Consider the following 21,050-nt stretch of genomic DNA (forward strand, 5'->3'; position numbering starts at 1 on the left):
TGCGCGGAATATGTTTTACGGGACATGGTAGAAGACTACCTTTCTCCGGCTGAACGCCGGGGCTAGCCTATGTCCACCAACAGGGGGTCAGGTCCGTACTCGCAGCTATGTGGTGGATCATCGACGCCGACAAGGTCGTTCAAGACGAAGAACGTCTACTGCTGCACTATCTCACCGTGTCTGCCGAGCGGAGCGCAGGCAACAGCGAGGAATACCAGCGCTACATAGAGCTATTCAAGAACCAGATCGAAATAGATGAAGACGATCTGTGGGCGCGAATCAGTGGAATCTCCGAAGATGGCGCCACAAACCTCTACCGAGCGGCAATCCACGCAGCTGCAGTCGAAGGCAAGATCAGCAAGCAGAGACTAGAACTCCTAGAACTTCTTGCTGGCCGTCTAGGGCTCGAACACGACGAAACGCTGATCAATAAAATCGAGCGCATGGTCTATTTAATCCAGCCCAGGCCACCCCCAGTTACCGCATACCCTCCTGCGTCACTATGCCAAAGAGAGGAAAAGTTTCTCCAACTTTTGTGCGTCTAGCTCGGCGGTTTCGTCGTCGGAGGTCATGCACTCGCGTAGGCCGGTGGCGATCACCGCAAAAGCCGCGCGGTCAATCGCCTTGCCGACCGCTGAGAGTTGGGTGACCACCTCGTCGCACTCACGCCCGTCCTCGATCATCTTGATGACTCCGCCAATTTGGCCCTGCGCCCGCTTGAGCCGCTTGAGCACGCCATCGAGTTCATCTGCGTTGACCTGCATGATTACTTCCCGAAAATCCGCGCGAAGAACCCGGAACTACCGCTTTTGTTTTCATGCCCGTCGCACCACTGGCTCGCGGGCACCGTAGCCTTGACCTCATTCACGTGCTGGCCGCACCCGGCCCACGTCGTCTTGCCACACGTCTTGCACTTTGTTGGTCTGCACATCGTTCCTTGAATCCTTGTTCCTTGAATCCTTTTGTTCGTTGCAGCGCACTCGCGCGCTACTAGATCGTCGCCGCCAACTTTACATACCCCTGGGGGTACTTGCAAGATACCCCTACGGGTATGTATCTTGGTGACATGAAGATGAACAACTCTGCACAAGCGGATCAGAAGAAATACGTCATCGTCGGCGGAGTGGCCGGCGGAATGTCTGCGGCAACTCGCCTGCGGCGGCTAGACGAAAACGCCTCAATCACCGTGGTTGAACGAAGCGGATACGTATCCTTCGCCAACTGCGGCCTGCCCTACTATGTTGGCAGCGTGATCAAAGAACGTGATGCCCTCCTCCTGCAAACCCCGGAGGCCCTCAAAGCGCGATTCAACATTGACGTGCTGGTACACACCGAAGTCACGCGCATCACCCCAGATGCGAAAACCGTTCAGATTCGTCGCGTGGGCGAGGAATCCCCCGCACCGTCCGGCACTACCGAGCTCGCCTATGACTCCCTCATCCTTTCCCCCGGCGCCAAACCCGTGATCCCGTCAATTCCGGGCATCGAGCGCGCCCTACCATTACGCAACATCGAGGACACGGACACGCTCATGGCCGGAGCACAAACCGCGACAACCGCCGTCGTGATCGGAGGTGGTTTCATCGGCGTTGAGGTCACCGAAAATCTCGCCCACCGCGGGCTGAAGGTTGCACTTGTCGAAGGAACCAACCAAGTCATGGCACCTCTCGATCCCGAAATGGTTGCTCCCGTGCACGACCACATCCGCGAACACAGCGTCGACCTCCACCTCGGCTCGCACGTGGTGGCTATCGGCGAGGACGATGTCGAACTCTCCGACGGCACTAAGATCCAGGCTGATCTTGTGGTGGCGGCGATTGGCGTGCGCCCCGATACGACTCTGGCCGAACAAGCCGGGCTGGCACTCGGCAAAACTGGCGGAATCGCCGTCGACGCTACAATGCGAACCTCCGATCCCAATATCTACGCCATTGGCGACGCGGCCGAAAAAACGGACGCGATCTCCGGCGATGCCAGCCTCGTCGCGCTCGCCAACACCGCAAACCGGCAAGGGCGCATGGTCGCCGACGTAATCGCCGGACGCGAGGCCGCTGACCGTCCTGTTCTAGGCACGTCCATCGTGCAAGTATTCGATCTTCATGTGGCAAGCACCGGATGGAATGAAAAGCGGCTGCGCGCTGCCGGACGCGCCTATCGTGCGATTCACTCCCATCCGTCGTCGCACGCCGGCTACTATCCCGGCGCGGCGTCAATGGATCTCAAGCTCCTCGTCGATCCCGAAACCGATCTCATCTTGGGTGCACAAGGCGTTGGTGAAGGTGGTATCGACAAACGCATTGACGTCATCGCCACTGCCATCGCCGGCGGAATCACAGCCTCCGAACTTACCGATCTTGAGCTTGCCTACGCGCCACCATTCGGATCGGCCAAGGACCCCATCAATATGCTCGGTTATATCAACCGCAACCTGCACGAAGGGCTCACCGAGTCTGTTCAATGGCATGAGGTTGCTGGCCTCATGGAGGCCGGTGTACGCCTGATCGACGTTCGCGGACCTGGGGAGTTCGCAACCGGCGCGATACCGGGCGCGATCAACCTCCCACTCGACGAGATTCGTGACCGGATCAACGAACTACCCGACGGCGACCTCATCGTCTCCTGCCAAGTCGGCCTACGCGGGTATCTCGCCTCCAGAATTCTCCGCCAACATGGACGCAAGGCCAAGAACCTCTCAGGTGGATACCGCACATGGAAGGCGGGGATGGATTCGGCAGCTTCCAAGCCTGCCTAAGTAGCCGATAACCTCTATTTTCACGCGGCTTTTGGGAAATTTGAACCGTTCGGTAGGGCGCGCCTAGGCACGCCCAAACATTGAATTCTCACTTTCGACGCTTCCCTACGTCGCCTTGCAACAGGGCTTCTTTGCGTCGCCTTGCAACAGGGCTTCCCTGCGTCGCCTTGCAACAGGGTCGCCTTGCAACAGGTTTGTCCGTAGCTATCGCTACTCTTCTTCATAAACGAAGGCAGAGCTCTCCCCGTTGTCGCGGACGAAGGTGACCTCCAGCTCGCCAGGCTTGGCAAAGCGCAAAAGGTGGCGTGCGACAATCTCCTCAAACTGGCCTATGTGTTCTGCTGGCCCGTTGAGTACCAACACGAGCTGACCTTCGTCAGCGGACATGTCACATCGTACGCTGTCACTGGTATCCGCAATGGGGAAAACTGCGGTTCCCGTAGCCGAATCTTTATTCCAGCTTGCCTCAATCTTATGACTGAAATGGCTGGCCAACTGTTTGCCATAACGCATCGGGCGGTCAGAGGTCACATGTGCAGTTGAAGTCATAATACCGTCCATAGGTTGCAACATAGCTAAGACTAACCAATTTTTCTAGTGTTATCTTCTCGGGCCAGCAGCACTTATCACGATGGTCACCAGGCTAGGTGCTTTTACAGCAATTATTGCGCTCATCGCACCAGGGGTAGCCCTCCAATCTCAAGCGCTCTACTGAAATCCCGGACGGCACCAGTCGTTCGGGATTTTAATTTTGCACAGCGGAATCGAACCTGTGAGGGCTTGCGGCGTATTGGCAAAACAAAAAGACGCCCATTTTGTATCAAAATGAGCGTCTAACTGTGGAGCTAAGGGGATTCGAACCCCTGACCTCTTCCATGCCATGGAAGCGCGCTACCAACTGCGCCATAGCCCCGAGCGACTTGATAAAGAATAGTAGAGATTCTGGCCAACTGCAAATTGAAAGCCGCTCTTTTCCCTGAGATTCCCATCACACCTGAGGAACTGCAGTTTTGTCATGTTTCCGGAATATCTTTAGTCACGTTGCCGGAACATCTTTAGCCATGTTTCCGGAATCGCGTTCACTGCCTAGCCGGAATCACTCTCGCCGCTCTATTCCCGATAGTTACGTACCGGGTCTGCAATATCGCTAAGGTAGCGATTGTGGGCCACTACGCGCCACTTTTGCTCGCGGTCTGCCTGGTAACGCAAAAGCGTCCAGTGGCAGTTATCGAGCCCGGCGATTCCACCCCACATGCCGCTCAGACCCAGGAGTTCAGCCACACCCGCGGTAATAGCAGCGCCGTGTGCGGTCACTAGTAGTGTGCCGCCGTTCATCTGCTCCGCATATTCGTACACGGCTTCAGCCACACGCTTGCCCAAGGCCGTCTTATCTTCGATCTGCATGCCTTCCGGCTGTCCGCCGCGGCGCCAGATTTCCGACTCGGCCGGATAATTGGCCTGGATTTCTTCCCGCGTGAGCCCTTCCCATAGGCCGTAGTGCCGCTCCTCGAAACGCTTATCCGTTTCTACCCGCATGTCCAGCAGTTTGGCAGCCTGTTGCGCCGTCACCAATGCGCGCTGCAAGGGCGAGGCAAGAATGCGTGCCGGCTTGTAGGAAGCTACGTGGGGCGCCACGAGCCGGGCTTGCCCCAGCCCGGTAGCATTTAGTGGGATATCCGAAGAGCCTTGGATACGCCCTTCGAAGTTGTAGTCGGTTTGCCCATGCCGCCAGAAAATGACGGAATCAACTGCCACTGTTCGTTCCTCCAGTTGTTGTAGTGTTTTTATCGTATTAATTTCGGTTGCGCCGGTTTTATCGTATTAATTTCGGTTGCGCTGATTTCTGTTGTAATCGTTTCTGCCGTAGTAATTTCGGTTGTAGTCGTTTCTGTTGCGCTGGTCTGCTAGCCATGGCTTTCAAAAAGCGGTTTTCAAAAATATGTGGTGGCCTCCGGTTGCCGGAAAGCACCGAATGCCACCACGAAGTCAAATGGGCGCGCTTTGTGTGCGCCGCGGCTGGGCCGATTTATACGGTATCGGGTTCGGAAAGGCTCGCCCGTGGCGTAGCTGTATCCGTTTCTTCACCGAGCCCAAGTTCTTCGTTAGTAAGCCCAAGATCAATTTTCGGGGCACCCGCCCATAGTTTCGGGAGCGCGTATTCTTCATACTCTTCCTCGCCTTGCACATGCACGACGAGCTCACCGTAATCGAGAAGCACCCACCCGGCATCATACCCCAAGCCTTCGCGGCGTAAACGCTTAGCGCCCATATCTACCAGCGCATTTTCCACCGTTCGCACAATAGCGTTAATCTGTGGCTCGGAACTCCCCGTCACAATAAGAAATACATCCGAAATAATGAGCCGGTCCGAAACATCAATAGCTTCGATCGTAGTTGCTTTTACTTCGGCCGCTGCTGCGGCACCAGCCCGAGCTAGTTCGATCGCACGTTCGGATGCTGTCACAAAATCTCCTTTATATAAGTTGCTAGGTGCTGTGCGGTCTCCATCTCTGCCGGAGCTACCGGTTCACCCATTGCCCAGCGTCTGACCCATATGGTACCGATGAGCACACCAATCACGACTCCAATAACCACCAAAATCGCCATGGTCACTGCCCAATAGCCGGAACGACGCTGTGGTTCTTCTGTTTCCGCAGCTTCCGGTTCCCCTTCCAGCTCCGGTTCGAGAGTAGCTACGTTTGCTTCCACTGCCGGTTCCGCGCGCGTTTCCGGTGCCGTTGGGAATTCCGGTTCGTCCGAAAGCCGCGTATCCGCCATGGTGATATTGCGTAGCTGTTCTTGCAAGCTGGGCCTATCCGCGGCCTCGCGCGCGGTATCCGTGCCGCTTCGCCAGGTTTCCCCACCGTCAAAACCGCGATACACTCCCCCATATTGGGCAGGTGAAGTTGCGGTTTCCGGCCCGCTTTCGCCTACGTCAGTATCGTCTTCAAAACGGTCGAAAACGGAAACCCGACCGTGCGGGTGCGAAGGATCCATGGCGGCCGGAGTGGCCGGATGCGCAGTTCGCCCATTTTCCGATGCCGACGCCGCCGCCCCTAAGTTTTCGGGTGCCGACGCCGCCGCCCCCAAGTTTTCCGCTGCTGCAGCAGCTCCACCCCAGCTTTCTGGTACTGCAGCCGTACCGCCCCGATTTTGCGGCTCTGCCGCGGCTTTTCCAATCCCGTACTCTGGCGCCGCCGGAGCAGCTGGGCTAGGCGAGCTCGCCGGCAACCAGTCCTGGGCTTTCCAGGTTTGGGTTTCCGCGGCTAGCGTGCGCGCGGGATAATCCGCACGGCCCAAATCGTAATCATCGTAATCGTTTGCCCGATAAGCGCCCGGTCCGCTTGGATACCCAGCCGTTTCTTGCACCTGCCTCGCGGCAGGGGAAGCCGCGCCTGCAGATGGCGTGACCGGCGAGGGCATCGCGGAGGAAACCGTGCCCGCGGAAGGCGCTGCCGGCGAGGGTGCCGCTGGGGAAGCACTACCTGCAGAAGGCTCTGCCGGCGAGGACGCCGCGGGGGAAGCACCACCCGCAGATGGCGCCGCCGGGGAAGGCGCGGCCGTGGGCGTTAGGCCCCCACTCGTTTCCGCCCGCTCAGCTTCCAAAATCTCCTTGCGGGAAGGGCGGCGGAGCGCAATTTCTTGCGTCTGCGAAAGCTTTTCGACCGGCGAGGTGGCTTCGTGCGGGATTGCATCCAATAAGCCCCGCTCACGCATTTGCTTGCGGGTTAGCCTGGCACCTTCGCTCATTGGTTCTCCTTTTTTGCCTGCTACCTAGACCGACACTTACTACTGCGATCCAGCTTACCTTTAGTTATCCACCGAGGCCGGGGCTTGCGTCGGCGATTCGCCACGCCGGTATAAATGATATTTCCGGATATGTTGCACCACGGCGTCGGGCACCAAGTACCAAATCGGGGCGCCGCGCGCCACCCGCTCCCGCACATCGGTAGAAGAAATTGCCATTGCCGGCACCTCCACTACTTCGAAATGCTTATCGCGTAATACTTCTTCCGAAATCTTGTGACCCGGGCGTGTAACCCCGATGAATTTCGCCAAATTCCACAGCTCTTCCGGTTCTTTCCACCGTAGAATCTCCGGCAAAATATCGGCACCGGTAATAAAGAACAGTTCCGCATCCGGATAGATCTGATGCAAATCGCGCAGCGTATCCACCGTGTAGGTAATACCCCCACGCTCAATATCCGCCCGCGAAACAGTAAAACGAGTATTGGAAGAAGTAGCAATCACGGCCATCAAATAGCGGTGTTCGGCCAAGGTTACGTGCCGGTCTTGTTTAAAGGCCGGGTTGCCCGTGGGAACAAACACTACTTCATCGAGGTTATAGCGGTACTGCACCTCCGAAGCGGCCACCAAATGCCCGTGATGAATCGGGTCAAAAGTGCCGCCCATAATACCGATCCGGCGCCGCCTGCCGGTGCGTACGGCGTCGAAAGGGATCTGAATATTTTCTTCTTTATCGCTCACTGTTATTTCTCCGGATGGGTGCTACCTCACCTGCCCATTTCCTTCCACGATCCAGGTGGTGGTGGTGAGTTCCTCCAGACCCATAGGCCCGCGGGCATGTAGCTTTTGCGTTGATATTCCGATCTCCGCGCCCAACCCCAATTCGCCACCATCGGTGAACCGGGTGGAAGCATTGATCATCAGAGCCGCCGAATCAACCCTTTCTTCGAAGTAGTTGATTGCGGCAATATCTTCAGAAACTATAGCCTCCGTATGCCCGGTTGAGAAAGTTGAAATATGTTCAACCGCAGTGTTGATATCCGGGACCACGCGAATCGCTACCTCCAGATCGAGGTATTCGGTAGCCCAATCCTCCTCAGTAGCGGGAACAATGCGCACGGGAGCGGCCGGCGCGCCGGTTTCTTGCGCTTCCGCTACCGCTTCCGGCACCCCCGCTACCGCTTCCGGCGCTCCCGCTACCGTTTCCGGCGCATCCGCATCCGTTTCTGCGGCCTTGTTGGCACCCGCATCTGCGCGCGCATTTGCCGCGTTCATGTACTCGGCAATCGCCACGGTTGCGGGATCTGCGTGTATACGCACTCCCCCAGCCACCAACCCGGAGAGCAGTCCGGGCAAAAACTCTTCCGCAATATCTTGGTGCACGAGAATCGTTTCTGCCGCATTGCAAACCGAAGGTCTGGAGAGCTTAGCGTTCAGGGCAATGCGCAGGCCTTTGGCGAGGTCTGCACGGCGGTCAATATAAACGTGGCAGTTGCCAGTTCCGGTTTCGATCACGGGTACCAAAGATTCGCGCACCACGGTTTGAATCAGCCCGGCTCCCCCGCGTGGAATAACCAGGTCTACCAAGCCGCGCAGTTTCATCAGTTCGACGCCGCCTTGCCTTCCGTAGGCGTCGATGGTCTGGATCGATTCTGGTGCGTAGCCGCTAGCTTGCGCGGCGGTTTGCATAAGCTCAACCAGTTTCCGGTTACTTTCGTAGGCATCACTGCCACCGCGCAAAATTACCGCACTACCAGCTTTTAGAGCGAGAACTGCGGCGTCTACGGTAACGTTTGGTCGCGCTTCGTAGATCATGCCAATCACGCCCATAGGCACTCTAGTTTGGCGTACCTTCAACCCGTTGGGCAGGGTTTTGCCGCGCACGATTTCACCTACCGGATCCGGTAAGGCCGCCACTGCGCGCACTCCGGCGGCAATGCTCGCAATCCGCTGTTCATCCAGACGTAGACGGTCAATAATCCAGGCAGGCCGGCCCGCTTCCTCGGCCCGCGAAATGTCTTTTTTATTAGCTGCGATAATCGCGGGGGTTTCCGTTTCCAAATTGGTGGCGATCGTTTCAAGCATGGCGTTCTTCTGCTCACCGCTCGCCCGCCGAAGCCCGCGTGCTGCTTCGCGCGCTTGCTTCGCAATTTGTACGACTCCGGCCGTGATGTCCTTCTCTTGCATGTGGGATATCATAAGCTAATTCGGGAGCGGGCTGCAGTTAGCGCGCACAAAGCACGCTACTTGCCTGTGTTACCCCAGTTTTTCGAAGGCGTTGGGGCTGGGAATATAACCTCACCGGATACCGTTCTCCCAACATAATCGAAAACTGCATGACGGCCAACAATATGGCCATATTGGCAACAAGAAAGGTGCACTATGGCAACCGTTGAAATCACCGCCGATAACTTCAATGAAACCGTAAAGGAAGGCATTACCTTCCTCGATTTTTGGGCTTCGTGGTGCGGCCCGTGCCGCCAGTTCGGGCCGATCTACGAACGCGTTTCGGAGGCGCACCCGGATATCACCTTCGGCAAGGTAGATACGGAAGCTAACCAGGATTTGGCAGAAGCCTTCGGGATTCAAGCTATCCCTACCATTATGGCTTTCCGGGACGGCATCCGGGTGTTTTCGCAAGCCGGAGCACTACCGCAAAACGCGCTGGAAAGCTTGGTCAAGGAAGTACGCGAACTCGATATGGAAGACATTCGCCAGCGGATTGCCAAGCAGGAAGAAAACAACGGCACTAGCGGCGAATAACTCCCGGCAATACTCACCGTAAATTAACAAAACAGTACAGCACAGTACAGTAGTGGGGCTCTAACGGCATTGCGTTAGAGCCCCACTACTATTTTGCTTTTATACCTATTTATATGTGGCGGCCTGTTTATATGTGGCAGCCGCCCCCGCTTCAAAAGCGGTCACTTTTGCCACCTGCTACAACGGGCCCGCCGCGCGCTGCTAGGAGCCACCGGGCGCTATTCTTCGCCCACTACCCGGCCGTTAAGGAGCGGGATCACGCCGCGAATAATTGAGGCGAAGTCGGTTACCGCGGAGGCTGGTATGTAGATAACGCCATCGCAGGCTCCCATACCAATCCACTGTTCGGTAGCGTCGGCGACGTCGTAAACGGTGCCCACCACGGAAGCGATCTCGCCGAACCGGCAGCCCTCGTTCATTTCGTGCAGGAGGTGCACCCGTTCCCGCGCGCAGGGCCGAGTCCCCGAAATCACGATTCCCATCTCCAGGAGCACGGGGATTTCGCGGCCTTCCGCCCGCGCCATAGAGCGCAAGGCATAACGGGCTTCGCGCGCATCGTGCGGAGACTGCGCCCGCAAACGGATCGCGGTAGCAATAGAGCACAATTTCTTGATATCTAGTTTTTGTACATCGCTGGCGAGCACGCGCGGCATAATTTCATATCCGCGGGCAACCATGCCTCGCAAGGCAACAACCAATGCCGGCAGATCTGTTTGCGGCGTCACCGCAATTTCCAGCATCGATTCGCCGCTATTGTGCGGATTCAGCTGGGCCAGTGTGGCAATCGCACGAGGGTTGGCGGGCACTTCAAAAGCCATGCCGCGTATCCCTGCTTGGCCAAGCATCGCCACGGTACGAGCTGCATCCATTCCGGATTCATCAGCGTCAGAGCGCATGAGGAAGGATGTGTTCAGGGTTGCAAAATCCAAACCTCCCCGATGAGAAGCCTGTACGTAGCTCCCTACCTGGCGCATATCAGCATGAATCGCAGGCAATTCCGCACGGCGCCGTGCCCCGAGCAGAGACAGGTCAAAACCCAAATAGGCGTCACGGTTCACCTGGGTGCCGCTATTGAGATCACTCGGACTTTGGAGCTGTATAGTCATGTGGCTTCACGTTCACTTCCGGCTAAAAGGAATACCTTGAGAGCTGTGCATTGTTTTCACACAGACGGCGAAGGCTAGGATGGTGCCCACGCTGTGAGACGCTCTTCCGTTCCGCACCGAAAGCGGGTTCACTACTTATGGCAGGATCCGCTCGATGTGATGACCATAAAACTAATGGTCGCCTGTCCACTTGGCAAGACGCACATGTCCAAAAGTGCGAGGCTTCACCTTTTCAATTTTGCATATTATTCGCATTTCAGCTAGTTTGGGTGAGTTTTCCCTTAAAGTTTCGGTAAAAACTCGCGCTTTCGCTTTATGCTTCATGCGCATATTTGCTATATATCTTGCGCATTTTACGCACTGTGCCCACGGCGTATTTTTGGTGCATTCATCTGGGGTTTTGGTTATATCCAGAAGCTAGAGTTTTCTCCCCTACCCGCGGTTCGGTTTTCCCTGCGCCTGCGGTTCGGTTTTCCCTGCGCCTGCGGCTCGGTTATCCCCACACCCGCGGTTCGATTCTCTCTATTATCTGCCGTTCGTTTCTTTCTGGTCTATCCGAGTGCGATATCGTTTGCGTGAATTACGGGGCGGGTGCCGCGGGCGGCGTCGGTATCGATTGCTTCGGCGAGGGCTTCAGCGCTCCATCCGCTCAGCCCGCGCGCAAAGGTTTTACCATCCGGCCCGGCAACTTCGATCAGGTCTCCGCGGGCAAATCTGCCGGCTATTCCCATCACGCCCACGGCTAGTAACGAGGCCCGGTTTTTCTGCAAGGCGGCTTTCGCCCCCGCGTCCACGACGACGCGCCCCCGCGCTTCCGCCACGTGGGCAAGCCACAAACTTCGCGCTGATTCCCGCTCCCCGGTGGGCGCGAACCAGGTACCGGCAGGTTCGCCAGCCAGCACTTCTTTCACTTTCGCGGCGGCCGTCAAGAGGACGCCTACGCCGCCCGAAACTGCTAGTTCGGCGGCGGCTACTTTCGAACGCATCCCGCCCGTTCCCACCGCGCTGCCGCGGTCTGTTACCAGTAAACCAGCCAAATCTTCCGGCCCGGAAACAGTTTCGATCAAATATGCGCCCGGTTCTTTGGGCGGCGCTGAATACAGGCCATCCACATCGGTGAGGAGTACCAGCACATCGGCGCTGATGAGATGTGAAGTGAGGGCCGCGATCCGATCATTATCGCCGAAGCGCAATTCCTCGGTAACAACGGCGTCGTTCTCGTTAACCACGGGAATCACACCGATTGCCAGCAGGGCGTTTAGGGCGTCTTGCACATTGGAGTAATGGTTGCGGTCAATAACGTCGGTTACCGTGAGTAACACTTGCCCGATGGTGATCCCGTACCGATCGAAAGCATTTTCGTACGCGGCCATGAGGCGTGATTGCCCGATCATGGCCGCTGCTTGTTTATCTCGAATGGTTTTGGGCCGGGAAACGGGGAGCGAGTGAGCTCCAGCGGCAACCGCGCCGGAAGAAACGAGCACAATTTGGCAGCCTTCCCGGTGCCGGGAAGCGAGCGCTTCTACCAGAGAGTGCAAAGCTTGCAGGTTGAGCGAGCCGTCCGGCAAGGTCAGCGAGGAAGAACCGATTTTTACTACGATCCGCCGCGCTTGAGTAATCGCTTCCTGCCGGGCTTGGGCATTCGCCTCTCGCTGCAGACGCGCCGAGGTCGCCTGCGGTGCCGTTTGCGACTCGTTCCCCGGTACCCGCTGCGAGAGCGCTTGCGGCTGCGTGTGCAGCGCCGGTTGCGCCTGTGTCTCTGATGCCCTCTGTGACTGCGATTCCGCTTGGGGTTTTGCTACCGCGCCGGACTTTCCCGTTTCCTGGTTTGCCATTTACTTTACTTCTCCCTCGGGTCCGTCCAGATTCCGAGATCGCGTTCCTCGCGCAGCTCTTGCCGGGCCGCTTCTTTTGCGTCCATCCGGTCATGGAAGGCACGTTTGCGTTCGCGGCGCGTGGCGCGCTGGCGTTCTTCTAGCCGCTGGTCGGTGCCGCGCGGGCCGAGTAGTTCGGCGCCGGTGGCCATGGTTGGCTCCCAATCGAAAATGAAGCCGGAATCGGCCGGGCCAATAACTACCGGTTCGCCGGGCAGAGCACCCACGCGTGCCAGTTCGTCTTCGATCCCCAAACTAGTGAGGCGATCAGAAAGGTAACCTACGGCCTCATCATTACCGAAATCGGTTTGCGAAATCCACCGTTCGGGTTTCTGGCCGCGCACCACCCAGTAGTCCGCGCCGCCGCGGTGGACCTTACTGATTGTAAAGTCTTGTGCGCTTTCTTCCAGATGCGGGCGCAAGACGGGCCGCGCTTCTTCCACTTCCGGCGCGGTGCGGCGAGCTTCTTCCACGAGTTCACCCAAACCGTAAGTAAGGGCGTTCAAACCGGTGTGGGCCACGGTCGAAATTTCGTACACGGGGTAGCCCAGTTTTTCGATATCGGGCCGCACAAATTCGGCCAGCTCATGCGCTTCTGGCACATCTATTTTATTGAGGATAACCACGCGCGGACGTTCCATTAACGGCACTTGCCCTTCCAGTACCGGCACGTCTTCCGCAAAAGCCGCAAGTTCGGCTTCGATTTGCTGCAGGTCACTTACCGGATCGCGGCCCGGTTCCAGGGTTGCGCAGTCGATAACGTGCGCGATCACGGAGCAACGTTCGATATGCCGCAAAAATTCAAGGCCGAGCCCGCGCCCTTCCGAAGCTCCCGGGATCAGCCCGGGCACATCCGCAATCGTGTACCGCATTTCGCCGGCGGTAACGACGCCGAGGTTCGGGATCAGGGTGGTGAAAGGATAATCGGCAATCTTGGGCCGGGCCGCGGAAACTACCGCGATAAGGGAAGATTTGCCGGCACTCGGATAGCCCACCAGGGCCACATCGGCAATGGATTTTAGTTCCAGCACCACATCTTTGGTTTCGCCTTCCTCCCCGAGCAGGGCGAAACCGGGCGCGCGGCGCCGCGGGGAGGCCAGTGCGGCATTGCCCAGCCCGCCGACCCCGCCTTTAGCAGCCGTGTACTGCTCTCCCGGCGTGGAAAGATCGGCGAGCACTTCGCCTTCCGGGGTGCGAATCACCGTGCCGGCCGGCACTTTGAGAATCAGATCTTCCCCATTTTTGCCGCGCTGCAAATCTCCCGCGCCCGGTTCACCATTTTGGGCGCGTTGATGCGGAGCGTGGTGATAGTCAATCAGGGTGGCCTCATTGGTATCGGCTTCGAAGATAATAGACCCGCCGTGGCCGCCATTAGCGCCGTCGGGGCCGCCTAGCGGCTTGTATTTTTCCCGCCGCACAGAAGCGCACCCGTTCCCGCCCTTCCCCGCAGTGAGGTGGAGCGTGACCTTATCAACGAATGAAGCCACAGTGTTTCCCTTCCAGCTTGGTTTTCTTTGCGCCGCGCATTCAGTTTTCTTTACGCGTTGCGCGCGAGGTTCTCCCCGGGTATTTTCTTTACGCGTTACGCGCGAGGTTCTCCCCGGGTGTTTTCTTAGCGCCGTGCACCCTGTTATTGTTTGCGCGCATGCACCCCGAGTACGCATCCGCAGTGATTAGCCGTTATATACGCTACGAGGGGTGGAAGGCTATGCCCTCCACCCCTCGATTAGCAAAAGTATTTATGCCTGTGCCGCAATCACATTGATGGTCTTGCGGATCCGGCCGCGGCGGAATTCTACCGTACCGGGCAACAGGGCGTACAGCGTGTCATCACGGCCGCGCCCCACGTTCGTACCCGGGTGGTACTTGGTACCACGCTGCCGTACGAGAATTTCGCCGGCCTTCACAGTCTGACCACCGAAGCGCTTGACCCCGAGCCGCTTAGCATTTGAATCGCGACCGTTGGTCGAAGAACTTGCACCCTTCTTATGAGCCATCTTCTACACCTCTTCTTTATTATCGAAGAGACCGCGAACTAAGCGATCTCCGTCACCTTGACGCGAGTGAGCTTCTGACGATGACCCATGCGCTTGCGGTAACCAGTCTTATTCTTATACTTCACGATCGAGATCTTCGGACCCTTCTCGTCACGGACGATCTCGGCCTTGACCTTGACGTTAATGCCATCGGCAGCCGTGGTGATCTTTTCACCGTCAACGAGCATAATGGGCTCGAGCTCAATCGTATCTCCGACTTCGCCATCAACTCTGTTCATAACGACGACGGAGCCGACAGACACCTTCTCCTGACGGCCGCCGGCCTTAACGATCGCGTACACCACGTTCTGCTCCTGAAATCCTATTTCACGCCGACCGGACGGCCAGCCTCATGATCATGTGCCTTAGCACCGACTATCCAGGGTAGCGTCTCTGGCCTGGAAGTCTCAAGTCGATATGACTGTGAAATGCCTTCCGTTTTTATGGCCTTCAACACTACCCTTTAGCCGCTTCCTTAGCCGCGGTGGATACCGTACCTCCCGAGGTCACGCCGCGTGAAGTGCCGCGCCGAGTAGTGGAGGCCGAAACGCCGCCTTGTACCCCCGCCGAAGGCGCCGCGGTAACCGTCACCTGCGTGGCCTTTTCGCCGCCCCCGCTGCTCTTTTGCGGGGTTACTACACCCGAAGAAACCGCGCCGTGGCGCCGCCGTGCTCGCGTTTGCGTAGCGCTAGCGACTTGCGCCTTACTTTCCTTCGCAGCGCTGCCCTGGGCATTTTCCTTCGCGGAGCTACCCTTAGCAGCGCTGCTACCTTTAGCAGCCCGGGCCTGCTTAGCACTCCCCTTGGCGGACTCGCTCTTCTCCGTATCCTTAGCGGAGCTAGCCTTCTCCTTAGTTTTAGCGGAGCCGCTCTTCTCTGCGTTTTTGGCAGAGCCGCCCTTGTCTTTAGCGGAGCTAGCCTTCTCGTTGTCTTTAGCGGAGCTCGCCCTTTCCTTCCCAGTTCCGTTCTTCGCTTTTGCGGAGCCGCGCTTTTCGTTGGCAGAGCCCGTTACTTCCTTCGCGGTGCCGCTCTTCGCCTTTGCGGTGCTGCTCTTATCCTTGCCGTCGTTTTCGGAAGTCGGTGTGGCCGGCGCAGCTTCCTTTTCTTGGCCGCGCTTGTCTTGCTTGCCACGCGCCCGGGTTTTCCCGGGCGCGGCGTCGTCGGCCTTTTCCTCGTTATGCCCGGCCGCCGCAATGGAATTCATGGCCGCACCGGCAGCGCTACGTTGTGCTTCGCTTTGGGAAGCACTCGGTACTGTTTTCGCCGCATTTGCTTCGCGCCGCCGCTTACGCCGTGCCGCGCGGCTACTCGTACCCGCGTCGCCCTTTTCTACCGGCCGATCATGAATCAGATACCCGCGCCCATCGCAGGCCTCACACGAGGTGGAGAACGCTTCCACCAGGCCTTGCCCCACGCGTTTACGCGTCATTTGCACCAAGCCCAGGCTTGTTACCTCGGCTACTTGGTGGCGGGTGCGGTCCCGGCCCAAGCATTCCACCAGACGCCGTTCCACCAGTTCCCGGTTGGATTCCAGCACCATATCGATAAAGTCGATAACGATAATGCCGCCAATATCGCGCAAGCGTAGTTGCCGCACGATCTCTTCGGCCGCTTCGAGATTATTGCGCGTCACGGTTTCTTCTAGCGAACCGCCCGAACCGGTGTATTTACCGGTGTTGACGTCGATCACCGTCATTGCTTCAGTGCGGTCAATGACCAGGGTGCCACCGCTGGGCAACCACACCTTTCGATCAAAGGCCTTCGCCAACTGTTCATCCACCCGGTTGGCAGCGAAAATATCTTCCCGATCCGTCCACTTGGTTACCCGCTCACGCAGTTCTGGCGACATCTCCGCCACATAAGCAGAGATCGTGGCATAAGCGTCGTTCCCCTGCACCTGGAGGCTTTCGAAATCCTCATTGAAGATATCGCGCACCACCCGCACGGCAAGCTCCGGCTCTTCCTTGAGGACCTTGGGCGCCCCCTTCGGGTTTTGCGATTTCTTTTGAATATCTTCCCAGGAGGCAGTGAGCCGGTCTACATCGGCTTGCAACTGTTCGGCGGTCGCGCCTTCAGCAGCCGTGCGCACAATTACCCCGTGTTCTGCCGGCACGATCTCCTTCAGGAGCTTCTTGAGGCGGCGGCGTTCCTTTTCGGGGAGCTTCCGGGAAATACCCGTCATTTGCCCGCCCGGTACCAGTACCAGGTGGCGGCCGGCCAGCGTTATTTGCGAGGTGAGCCGTGCCCCCTTATGCCCAATTGGATCCTTCGTTACCTGCACGAGTACCGGATCGCCGCTCTTCAGCGCCTGCTCGATACGCCGGTTTTTACCGGTCACCCCGGCTGCTTCCCAGTTCACTTCCCCGGCATACAAGACCGCATTGCGGCCCTTCCCGATATCCACAAAGGCGGCTTCCATGGAAGGTAGGACGTTTTGTACCCGCCCCAGATACACGTTGCCAACCATCGAGACTTGCGTGTGGCGCGCAACGTAGTGTTCCACGAGCACGCCGTCTTCCAGCACGGCAATCTGGTTCAGTCCGTCTTGTTCGCGCACGAGCATGCGCCGGTCCACGGCTTCGCGGCGCGCCAAGTATTCGACTTCCGTAACCACGTGCCGGCGCCGGCCCGCATCGCGCGAATCCCGGCGCCGCTGCCGCTTTGCGGCCAAACGGGTAGATCCTTGCGGTGCGGTTACTTCATCGCTTCCCGCACCCGCCCCGGATAGGGAGCGACGACGCCGCCGCACGCTCCGCCCGGCCGAGGCCGTAGTGCCACCCCGCTCTGTTTCACGTGCACTGCTCGCCGCGCGGCGCCGCCGAGTTTTACCCGCGGCTTCCCCGCTCTCCGCGGCGCGGCCATCCTCCCGCCCGCTGGAGCGGCGCGCCCGGCGCCGGGTACGACCATCCCGCCCGCCTTCGGCCGGCTCAGCTTCAGATTCTGCGCCTGCATCATCTTCTTCCGCGGCGAAATCTTCATCTTCGTCGTAGTATTCGGCGTCGTCGTAAAAAACGGCTTCCGTATCCACGTATACGGAACCGCCACCCACCGGACGTTGCACCCGAATAGCCTGCGATACGTCCGGTTCCTGGAATAGTAGACCGGGTTGGAACCCTGCTCCTAAACCGAAAGCGGCACCCGCACTTGCGGCCGCAGTTTCATTATTATTTTCCTCCGCGTTCGTGCCACCACTGGCTCCAAACGCACTGGTATTGAGGCCCATGCGCCTACACTTCCCGATTGCCGCGCACCCCGCATCGCGCGCTAGCAATCACACCTGCGAATACACTCCGCAGCAAAAAGCTCTCAGTCCGATTGCGCGCGGGCTTTGCTCAACACCTCGCCTTACGTAAAATCCGCGGTGGAGCCAGGCGCAGCGCCGCAATCGAGTTTCGGGGTTATGCGGAAACTCCCGAAATTCCCCTGTAAAGTTTACACAAGGGAAAGCGCCACCAGGTAGGACATGAGCGGAGTCTCTCCCTCGTATCCGCGTCACGTTCGGCCTGCGCCCAAAACGCGCTCAACTCACGCCGGCGGCATGCGCAGCTCACTCCAGGAGCACGCCCGCCCAGCAGAATCGGCTCGCCCACCCAGCAGAATCGGCCCGCCCACCATCTGCACCACCACGCACTCCACCCCAGCTGGCACGCCCGCGTGAGAAAAACCGTAAAACTCCAGCCCTACGCAGAGTCGCCAACCGTGATAACGGCTTTATGCCCGGACTGCTAAGATAAAGCCAATCGGGACCTAGGTCCCGTTTTCGACCAGGGTGTCTCTATCTTCTTCTGAAAGGGGCCGCTCTTTCGGGAAACTCGCGAACTTTTGGCGCGTAAGTAATCGTAAACGTTCAAGTTTGCGTCTAAGCTTAGGACGAAAGCCAGGGGCGATTCGCGTCGCCTCACGCGCCGGGTCCGCCGAGGCTACTCCGCAAGAGGATCGGCGAGAACGGCAACACAATTAGACAACATCAGAAAGGTGAAAAGGTGGACCCTATCACCCTTGCACGATGGCAGTTTGGTATTACGACGGTGTACCACTGGATTCAGGTACCCCTGACTATCGGGCTGTCCGTAATCGTTGCATATATGCAAACTAAGGCTCGCAAAACGGGCGATCCGAAGTGGCAGCGGATTACCGATTTCTTCGGCAAGATCCTGCTCATCAACTTTGCGCTCGGCGTAGCCACGGGGATTGTGCAGGAGTTCCAGTTCGGGTTGAACTGGTCCGAGTACTCGCGCTTCGTTGGTGACATCTTCGGGGCGCCGTTGGCCTTCGAAGCTCTCCTGGCCTTCTTCCTCGAATCGACTTTCCTGGGGCTGTGGATCTTCGGCAAGGGACGCCTGTCCCCCAAGGTACATAACCTCACCATCTGGCTGTTCTCCATCGGCACGATTCTTTCCGCTGCTTTCATCCTCGCGGCCAACTCCTTCATGCAGGATCCGCAAGGTGCAGTATTCAACCCGACCACCGGGCGCGCGGAACTCGATGGTATGAGCGGCTTCCTGAAGCTCTTTGGCACTACCTGGCAGTGGACCTTCGTGCACACGCTCTCCGCCTCCCTGATGCTTTCCGGCATTTTGGTAGCAGGCTTTGCTATCTGGTGGATGGCGCGTTCGATTCGCCTCACCGGCAACGAAAGCGAAGCACGTGAATACTGGAAGCCCACCGCCAAGATCGGTGCCTGGGTGGGCCTGGTGGCCGCGATCGTAGCGGCTCTTTCCGGGCACTTCATGGGCCAGCACCTCGGCAATATTCAGCCCACCAAGGCCGCGGCCATGATGGGCGTGTGCACGGGCGAAGAAAACGCGAAGCTCTCGCTGGTCATGTGGGGCAATAATTGTGAAGAAGCCGGCCAGATCTACATTCCGATCCCCGGCCTGGAATCCTTCATGATGACCAACCACTTCACCGGTCCGGAATCGCGCTTGCAGTCCATTGACGAAGCCAACCAGCAGGTGTTTGAAGGCATCAAGCAGATGGAAAACGTCAATGACGAACTGGTTACCAAGTTCACCGAAATGTACGGCGAAGATGCGGTAACGCCGAACGTACTCGTTTCCTACTACTCCTTCCGCGTCATGGTGGGTATCGGTTTGCTCGGCATTGTTATTACTGCCTTGGCACTCTGGGCACTCCGCGGCGATCGGCTTATCCGTTCGGAGAAGTGGGGTACCTTCTGGCTGTGGATGGTCCCCTTGCCGTTTATTGCGAACAGCGCCGGCTGGATGCTTACCGAAATGGGCCGCCAACCGTGGGTGGTGTACCCCTCGAATGTCGACGGCGTACTCCTCCTTACCAATATGGGTGTTTCCCATTCGGTTTCGGCAGCTTCCGTGGCCTTCTCGCTCACCGCCTTTACCTTGCTGTATGGCGCGCTGGGTGTGTGCTGGTTCTGGTTGCTTAGCCGCTACCTGAAGGAAGGCATCAACACTCACAAGAAGGTTATTGAGTACGACGCCGCGGATACCCCGCAGTTCGTCTACTAAGAAAGGGATCAATAGTGGAAGCATTTACATTGACACCGCTTACGGTCCTCTGGTTCATCATCATCGCGGTCTGCTGGATCGGTTACCTCTCTACCGAAGGATTTGGCTTCGGTACCGGCATGATGCTGAAGACGGTGGCCAAGGACGAACGCGAACGGCGGGCCCTCGTCAACACCGTTGGCCCGCACTGGGACGGTAACGAGGTGTGGATCCTCACCGCCGGTGGCGCTACCTTCGCCGCCTTCCCCGAGTGGTATGCCACCTGGTTCTCCGGGATGTACCTCGCTCTTATCTTGATTCTGCTGTGCCTGATCGTGCGGATCTGCGCCCTCGAATGGCGCAAGATGATCTCCACGGCTGGCTGGCGCAACTTCTGGGACACCGCGCACACGATCGTCTCCTGGTTGGTGCCGATTCTGCTCGGTGTAGCCTTCGCGAACTTCGTACAGGGCATGAAGATCGAAGTGGGCCGCTACGCGGAAGCGGGTGGCACCTTCCATGCGATCGCCCCGGCGGACGTGAACGTGCAAACCCTCGCTGATAACCACCACTACCTGACGGGCGGGTTCCTCTCGCTCCTCACGCCGTTCACGATTCTGGGCGGCCTGGCAGTGCTCGGCCTCTTCTTCACGCATGGCGCTCTGTGGCTTTCGATCAAGCTCGCCGGCCCCCTGCAGGAAAAGTACGAGAACCTTGCCAAGAAATCCTCGCTGGTCTCCACCGCGGTTGCGGCCGTGTGGGCACTGTGGGCACAGTTTGCCTATAGCGAGCAGGTACTGGCTTGGATCCCGCTGCTCATCTGTGCACTACTGCTGGTTGGTACCGTGGCGGCACTCTATGCCCGCCGCGAGATCCTCGCCTTCGGTCTGCACTTCGCGGGTATCGCCATGGTGGTAGTGATGATCTTCGTGCAGATCTTCCCGAATGCTATGAAGTCCTCGATCGATCCGGCCTACTCGCTTACCCTGGCGCAGGCCGCTGCAACCGGCCCCACGCACGGCGTGATGACCATTGCAGCGCTAATCTTCGTGCCGATCGTCTTGGCCTACACCATTTGGGCCTACTCCGTATTCCGCAAGCGCATCGACGCCGGCCAGATTCCGGAAGAACCCGTGGGCTTGGATCCCAAGCGCGTGCGCGAATTCGAAACCCTTGCCTAAGCAAGGCAAGAATCTTGCTAAATCCGCAGGCTCCTAGCGGAGTCTGAAGCAAGAAAATAACGGCTCTGTGCGCGCACCCTACGCGCACGGAACCAAAGCTCGAAAAACCATAAACGTCGGTGTAGCT

The 21,050-nt window shown here is 58.2% G+C and carries 18 protein-coding genes and 1 tRNA gene; 5 read left to right on the forward strand and 14 right to left on the reverse strand.

Annotation, left to right across the window (positions count from 1 at the left end; genetic code table 11):
* Positions 1-107 precede the first annotated feature (107 nt).
* Positions 108-545: a hypothetical protein gene (locus BLT47_RS07390; protein ID WP_074663362.1), complete on the forward strand. Its 438-nt coding sequence runs from the start codon at positions 108-110 to the stop codon at positions 543-545.
* Here the strand turns inward: BLT47_RS07390 and BLT47_RS07395 are convergent.
* Positions 501-764, reverse strand: coding sequence for a metal-sensitive transcriptional regulator (locus BLT47_RS07395; RefSeq protein ID WP_049619376.1), 264 nt, complete (start codon positions 762-764; stop codon positions 501-503). The two genes, BLT47_RS07390 and BLT47_RS07395, sit on opposite strands and share 45 nt — an antisense overlap.
* A 302-nt stretch (positions 765-1,066) precedes the next feature.
* On the opposite strand from BLT47_RS07395, the gene BLT47_RS07400 reads away from it, so the two are divergent.
* The gene (locus BLT47_RS07400; protein WP_256332581.1) at positions 1,067-2,752 is read left to right on the forward strand and encodes an FAD-dependent oxidoreductase; all 1,686 of its coding nucleotides are present in this window, start codon (positions 1,067-1,069) and stop codon (positions 2,750-2,752) included.
* Between the two features lie 210 nt (positions 2,753-2,962).
* Here BLT47_RS07400 and BLT47_RS07405 read toward each other — a convergent pair whose 3' ends face one another.
* The 7 genes from BLT47_RS07405 to BLT47_RS07435 form a co-directional block, all read right to left on the reverse strand.
* A complete protein-coding gene (locus BLT47_RS07405; RefSeq protein WP_218055952.1) occupies positions 2,963-3,313 on the reverse strand; it encodes a DUF2218 domain-containing protein in 351 nt (116 codons plus the stop codon).
* A gap of 279 nt (positions 3,314-3,592) precedes the next feature.
* Positions 3,593-3,665, reverse strand: a tRNA-Ala gene (locus BLT47_RS07410).
* Between the two features lie 197 nt (positions 3,666-3,862).
* On the reverse strand, positions 3,863-4,507 hold the full coding sequence (locus tag BLT47_RS07415; RefSeq protein WP_049619375.1) for a histidine phosphatase family protein: 645 nt from the start codon (positions 4,505-4,507) through the stop codon (positions 3,863-3,865).
* Positions 4,508-4,778: 271 nt separating this feature from the next.
* On the reverse strand, positions 4,779-5,216 hold the full coding sequence (rsfS, locus tag BLT47_RS07420) for a ribosome silencing factor (protein ID WP_074663366.1): 438 nt from the start codon (positions 5,214-5,216) through the stop codon (positions 4,779-4,781).
* Positions 5,213-6,502: a hypothetical protein gene (locus tag BLT47_RS07425; RefSeq protein ID WP_074663370.1), complete on the reverse strand. Its 1,290-nt coding sequence runs from the start codon at positions 6,500-6,502 to the stop codon at positions 5,213-5,215. The genes rsfS and BLT47_RS07425 overlap by 4 nt, the downstream gene beginning before the upstream one ends.
* 60 nt (positions 6,503-6,562) lie before the next feature.
* Positions 6,563-7,240: a nicotinate-nucleotide adenylyltransferase gene (gene nadD, locus BLT47_RS07430; RefSeq protein WP_255306653.1), complete on the reverse strand. Its 678-nt coding sequence runs from the start codon at positions 7,238-7,240 to the stop codon at positions 6,563-6,565.
* A 21-nt stretch (positions 7,241-7,261) separates the two neighbouring features.
* Complete coding sequence (locus BLT47_RS07435; RefSeq protein ID WP_049619372.1) at positions 7,262-8,686, reverse strand: glutamate-5-semialdehyde dehydrogenase; 1,425 nt, start codon at positions 8,684-8,686, stop codon at positions 7,262-7,264.
* A gap of 195 nt (positions 8,687-8,881) precedes the next feature.
* On the opposite strand from BLT47_RS07435, the gene trxA reads away from it, so the two are divergent.
* Positions 8,882-9,262 carry a thioredoxin gene (gene trxA / locus BLT47_RS07440; protein ID WP_074663374.1) on the forward strand — a complete coding sequence of 127 codons (381 nt, stop codon included), beginning with the start codon at positions 8,882-8,884 and terminating at the stop codon, positions 9,260-9,262.
* A gap of 218 nt (positions 9,263-9,480) precedes the next feature.
* Here the strand turns inward: trxA and BLT47_RS07445 are convergent, their stop codons facing one another.
* From BLT47_RS07445 to BLT47_RS07470, 6 genes are all read right to left on the reverse strand, one after another.
* Positions 9,481-10,368, reverse strand: coding sequence for a hypothetical protein (locus BLT47_RS07445; RefSeq protein ID WP_074663379.1), 888 nt, complete (start codon positions 10,366-10,368; stop codon positions 9,481-9,483).
* A gap of 551 nt (positions 10,369-10,919) precedes the next feature.
* Positions 10,920-12,203 carry a glutamate 5-kinase gene (gene proB / locus BLT47_RS07450; RefSeq protein ID WP_083330163.1) on the reverse strand — a complete coding sequence of 428 codons (1,284 nt, stop codon included), beginning with the start codon at positions 12,201-12,203 and terminating at the stop codon, positions 10,920-10,922.
* A 5-nt stretch (positions 12,204-12,208) separates the two neighbouring features.
* Positions 12,209-13,729: a GTPase ObgE gene (gene obgE / locus BLT47_RS07455; protein ID WP_074663384.1), complete on the reverse strand. Its 1,521-nt coding sequence runs from the start codon at positions 13,727-13,729 to the stop codon at positions 12,209-12,211.
* 252 nt (positions 13,730-13,981) lie between these two features.
* A complete protein-coding gene (rpmA, locus tag BLT47_RS07460; protein WP_049619368.1) occupies positions 13,982-14,239 on the reverse strand; it encodes a 50S ribosomal protein L27 in 258 nt (85 codons plus the stop codon).
* Between the two features lie 38 nt (positions 14,240-14,277).
* Positions 14,278-14,583, reverse strand: a complete 306-nt coding sequence (gene rplU, locus BLT47_RS07465) for a 50S ribosomal protein L21 (protein WP_049619367.1) — start codon at positions 14,581-14,583, stop codon at positions 14,278-14,280.
* Between the two features lie 151 nt (positions 14,584-14,734).
* A complete protein-coding gene (locus BLT47_RS07470; RefSeq protein WP_074663387.1) occupies positions 14,735-17,500 on the reverse strand; it encodes an Rne/Rng family ribonuclease in 2,766 nt (921 codons plus the stop codon).
* 760 nt (positions 17,501-18,260) lie between these two features.
* Here BLT47_RS07470 and BLT47_RS07475 point away from each other — a divergent pair.
* The gene (locus BLT47_RS07475) at positions 18,261-19,763 is read left to right on the forward strand and encodes a cytochrome ubiquinol oxidase subunit I (protein WP_049619365.1); all 1,503 of its coding nucleotides are present in this window, start codon (positions 18,261-18,263) and stop codon (positions 19,761-19,763) included.
* A gap of 14 nt (positions 19,764-19,777) precedes the next feature.
* The gene (cydB, locus tag BLT47_RS07480; protein ID WP_231583075.1) at positions 19,778-20,923 is read left to right on the forward strand and encodes a cytochrome d ubiquinol oxidase subunit II; all 1,146 of its coding nucleotides are present in this window, start codon (positions 19,778-19,780) and stop codon (positions 20,921-20,923) included.
* Positions 20,924-21,050: the final 127 nt, after the last annotated feature.

The organism is Actinobaculum suis (genome assembly GCF_900102025.1).
Lineage (GTDB): Bacteria > Actinomycetota > Actinomycetes > Actinomycetales > Actinomycetaceae > Actinobaculum > Actinobaculum suis.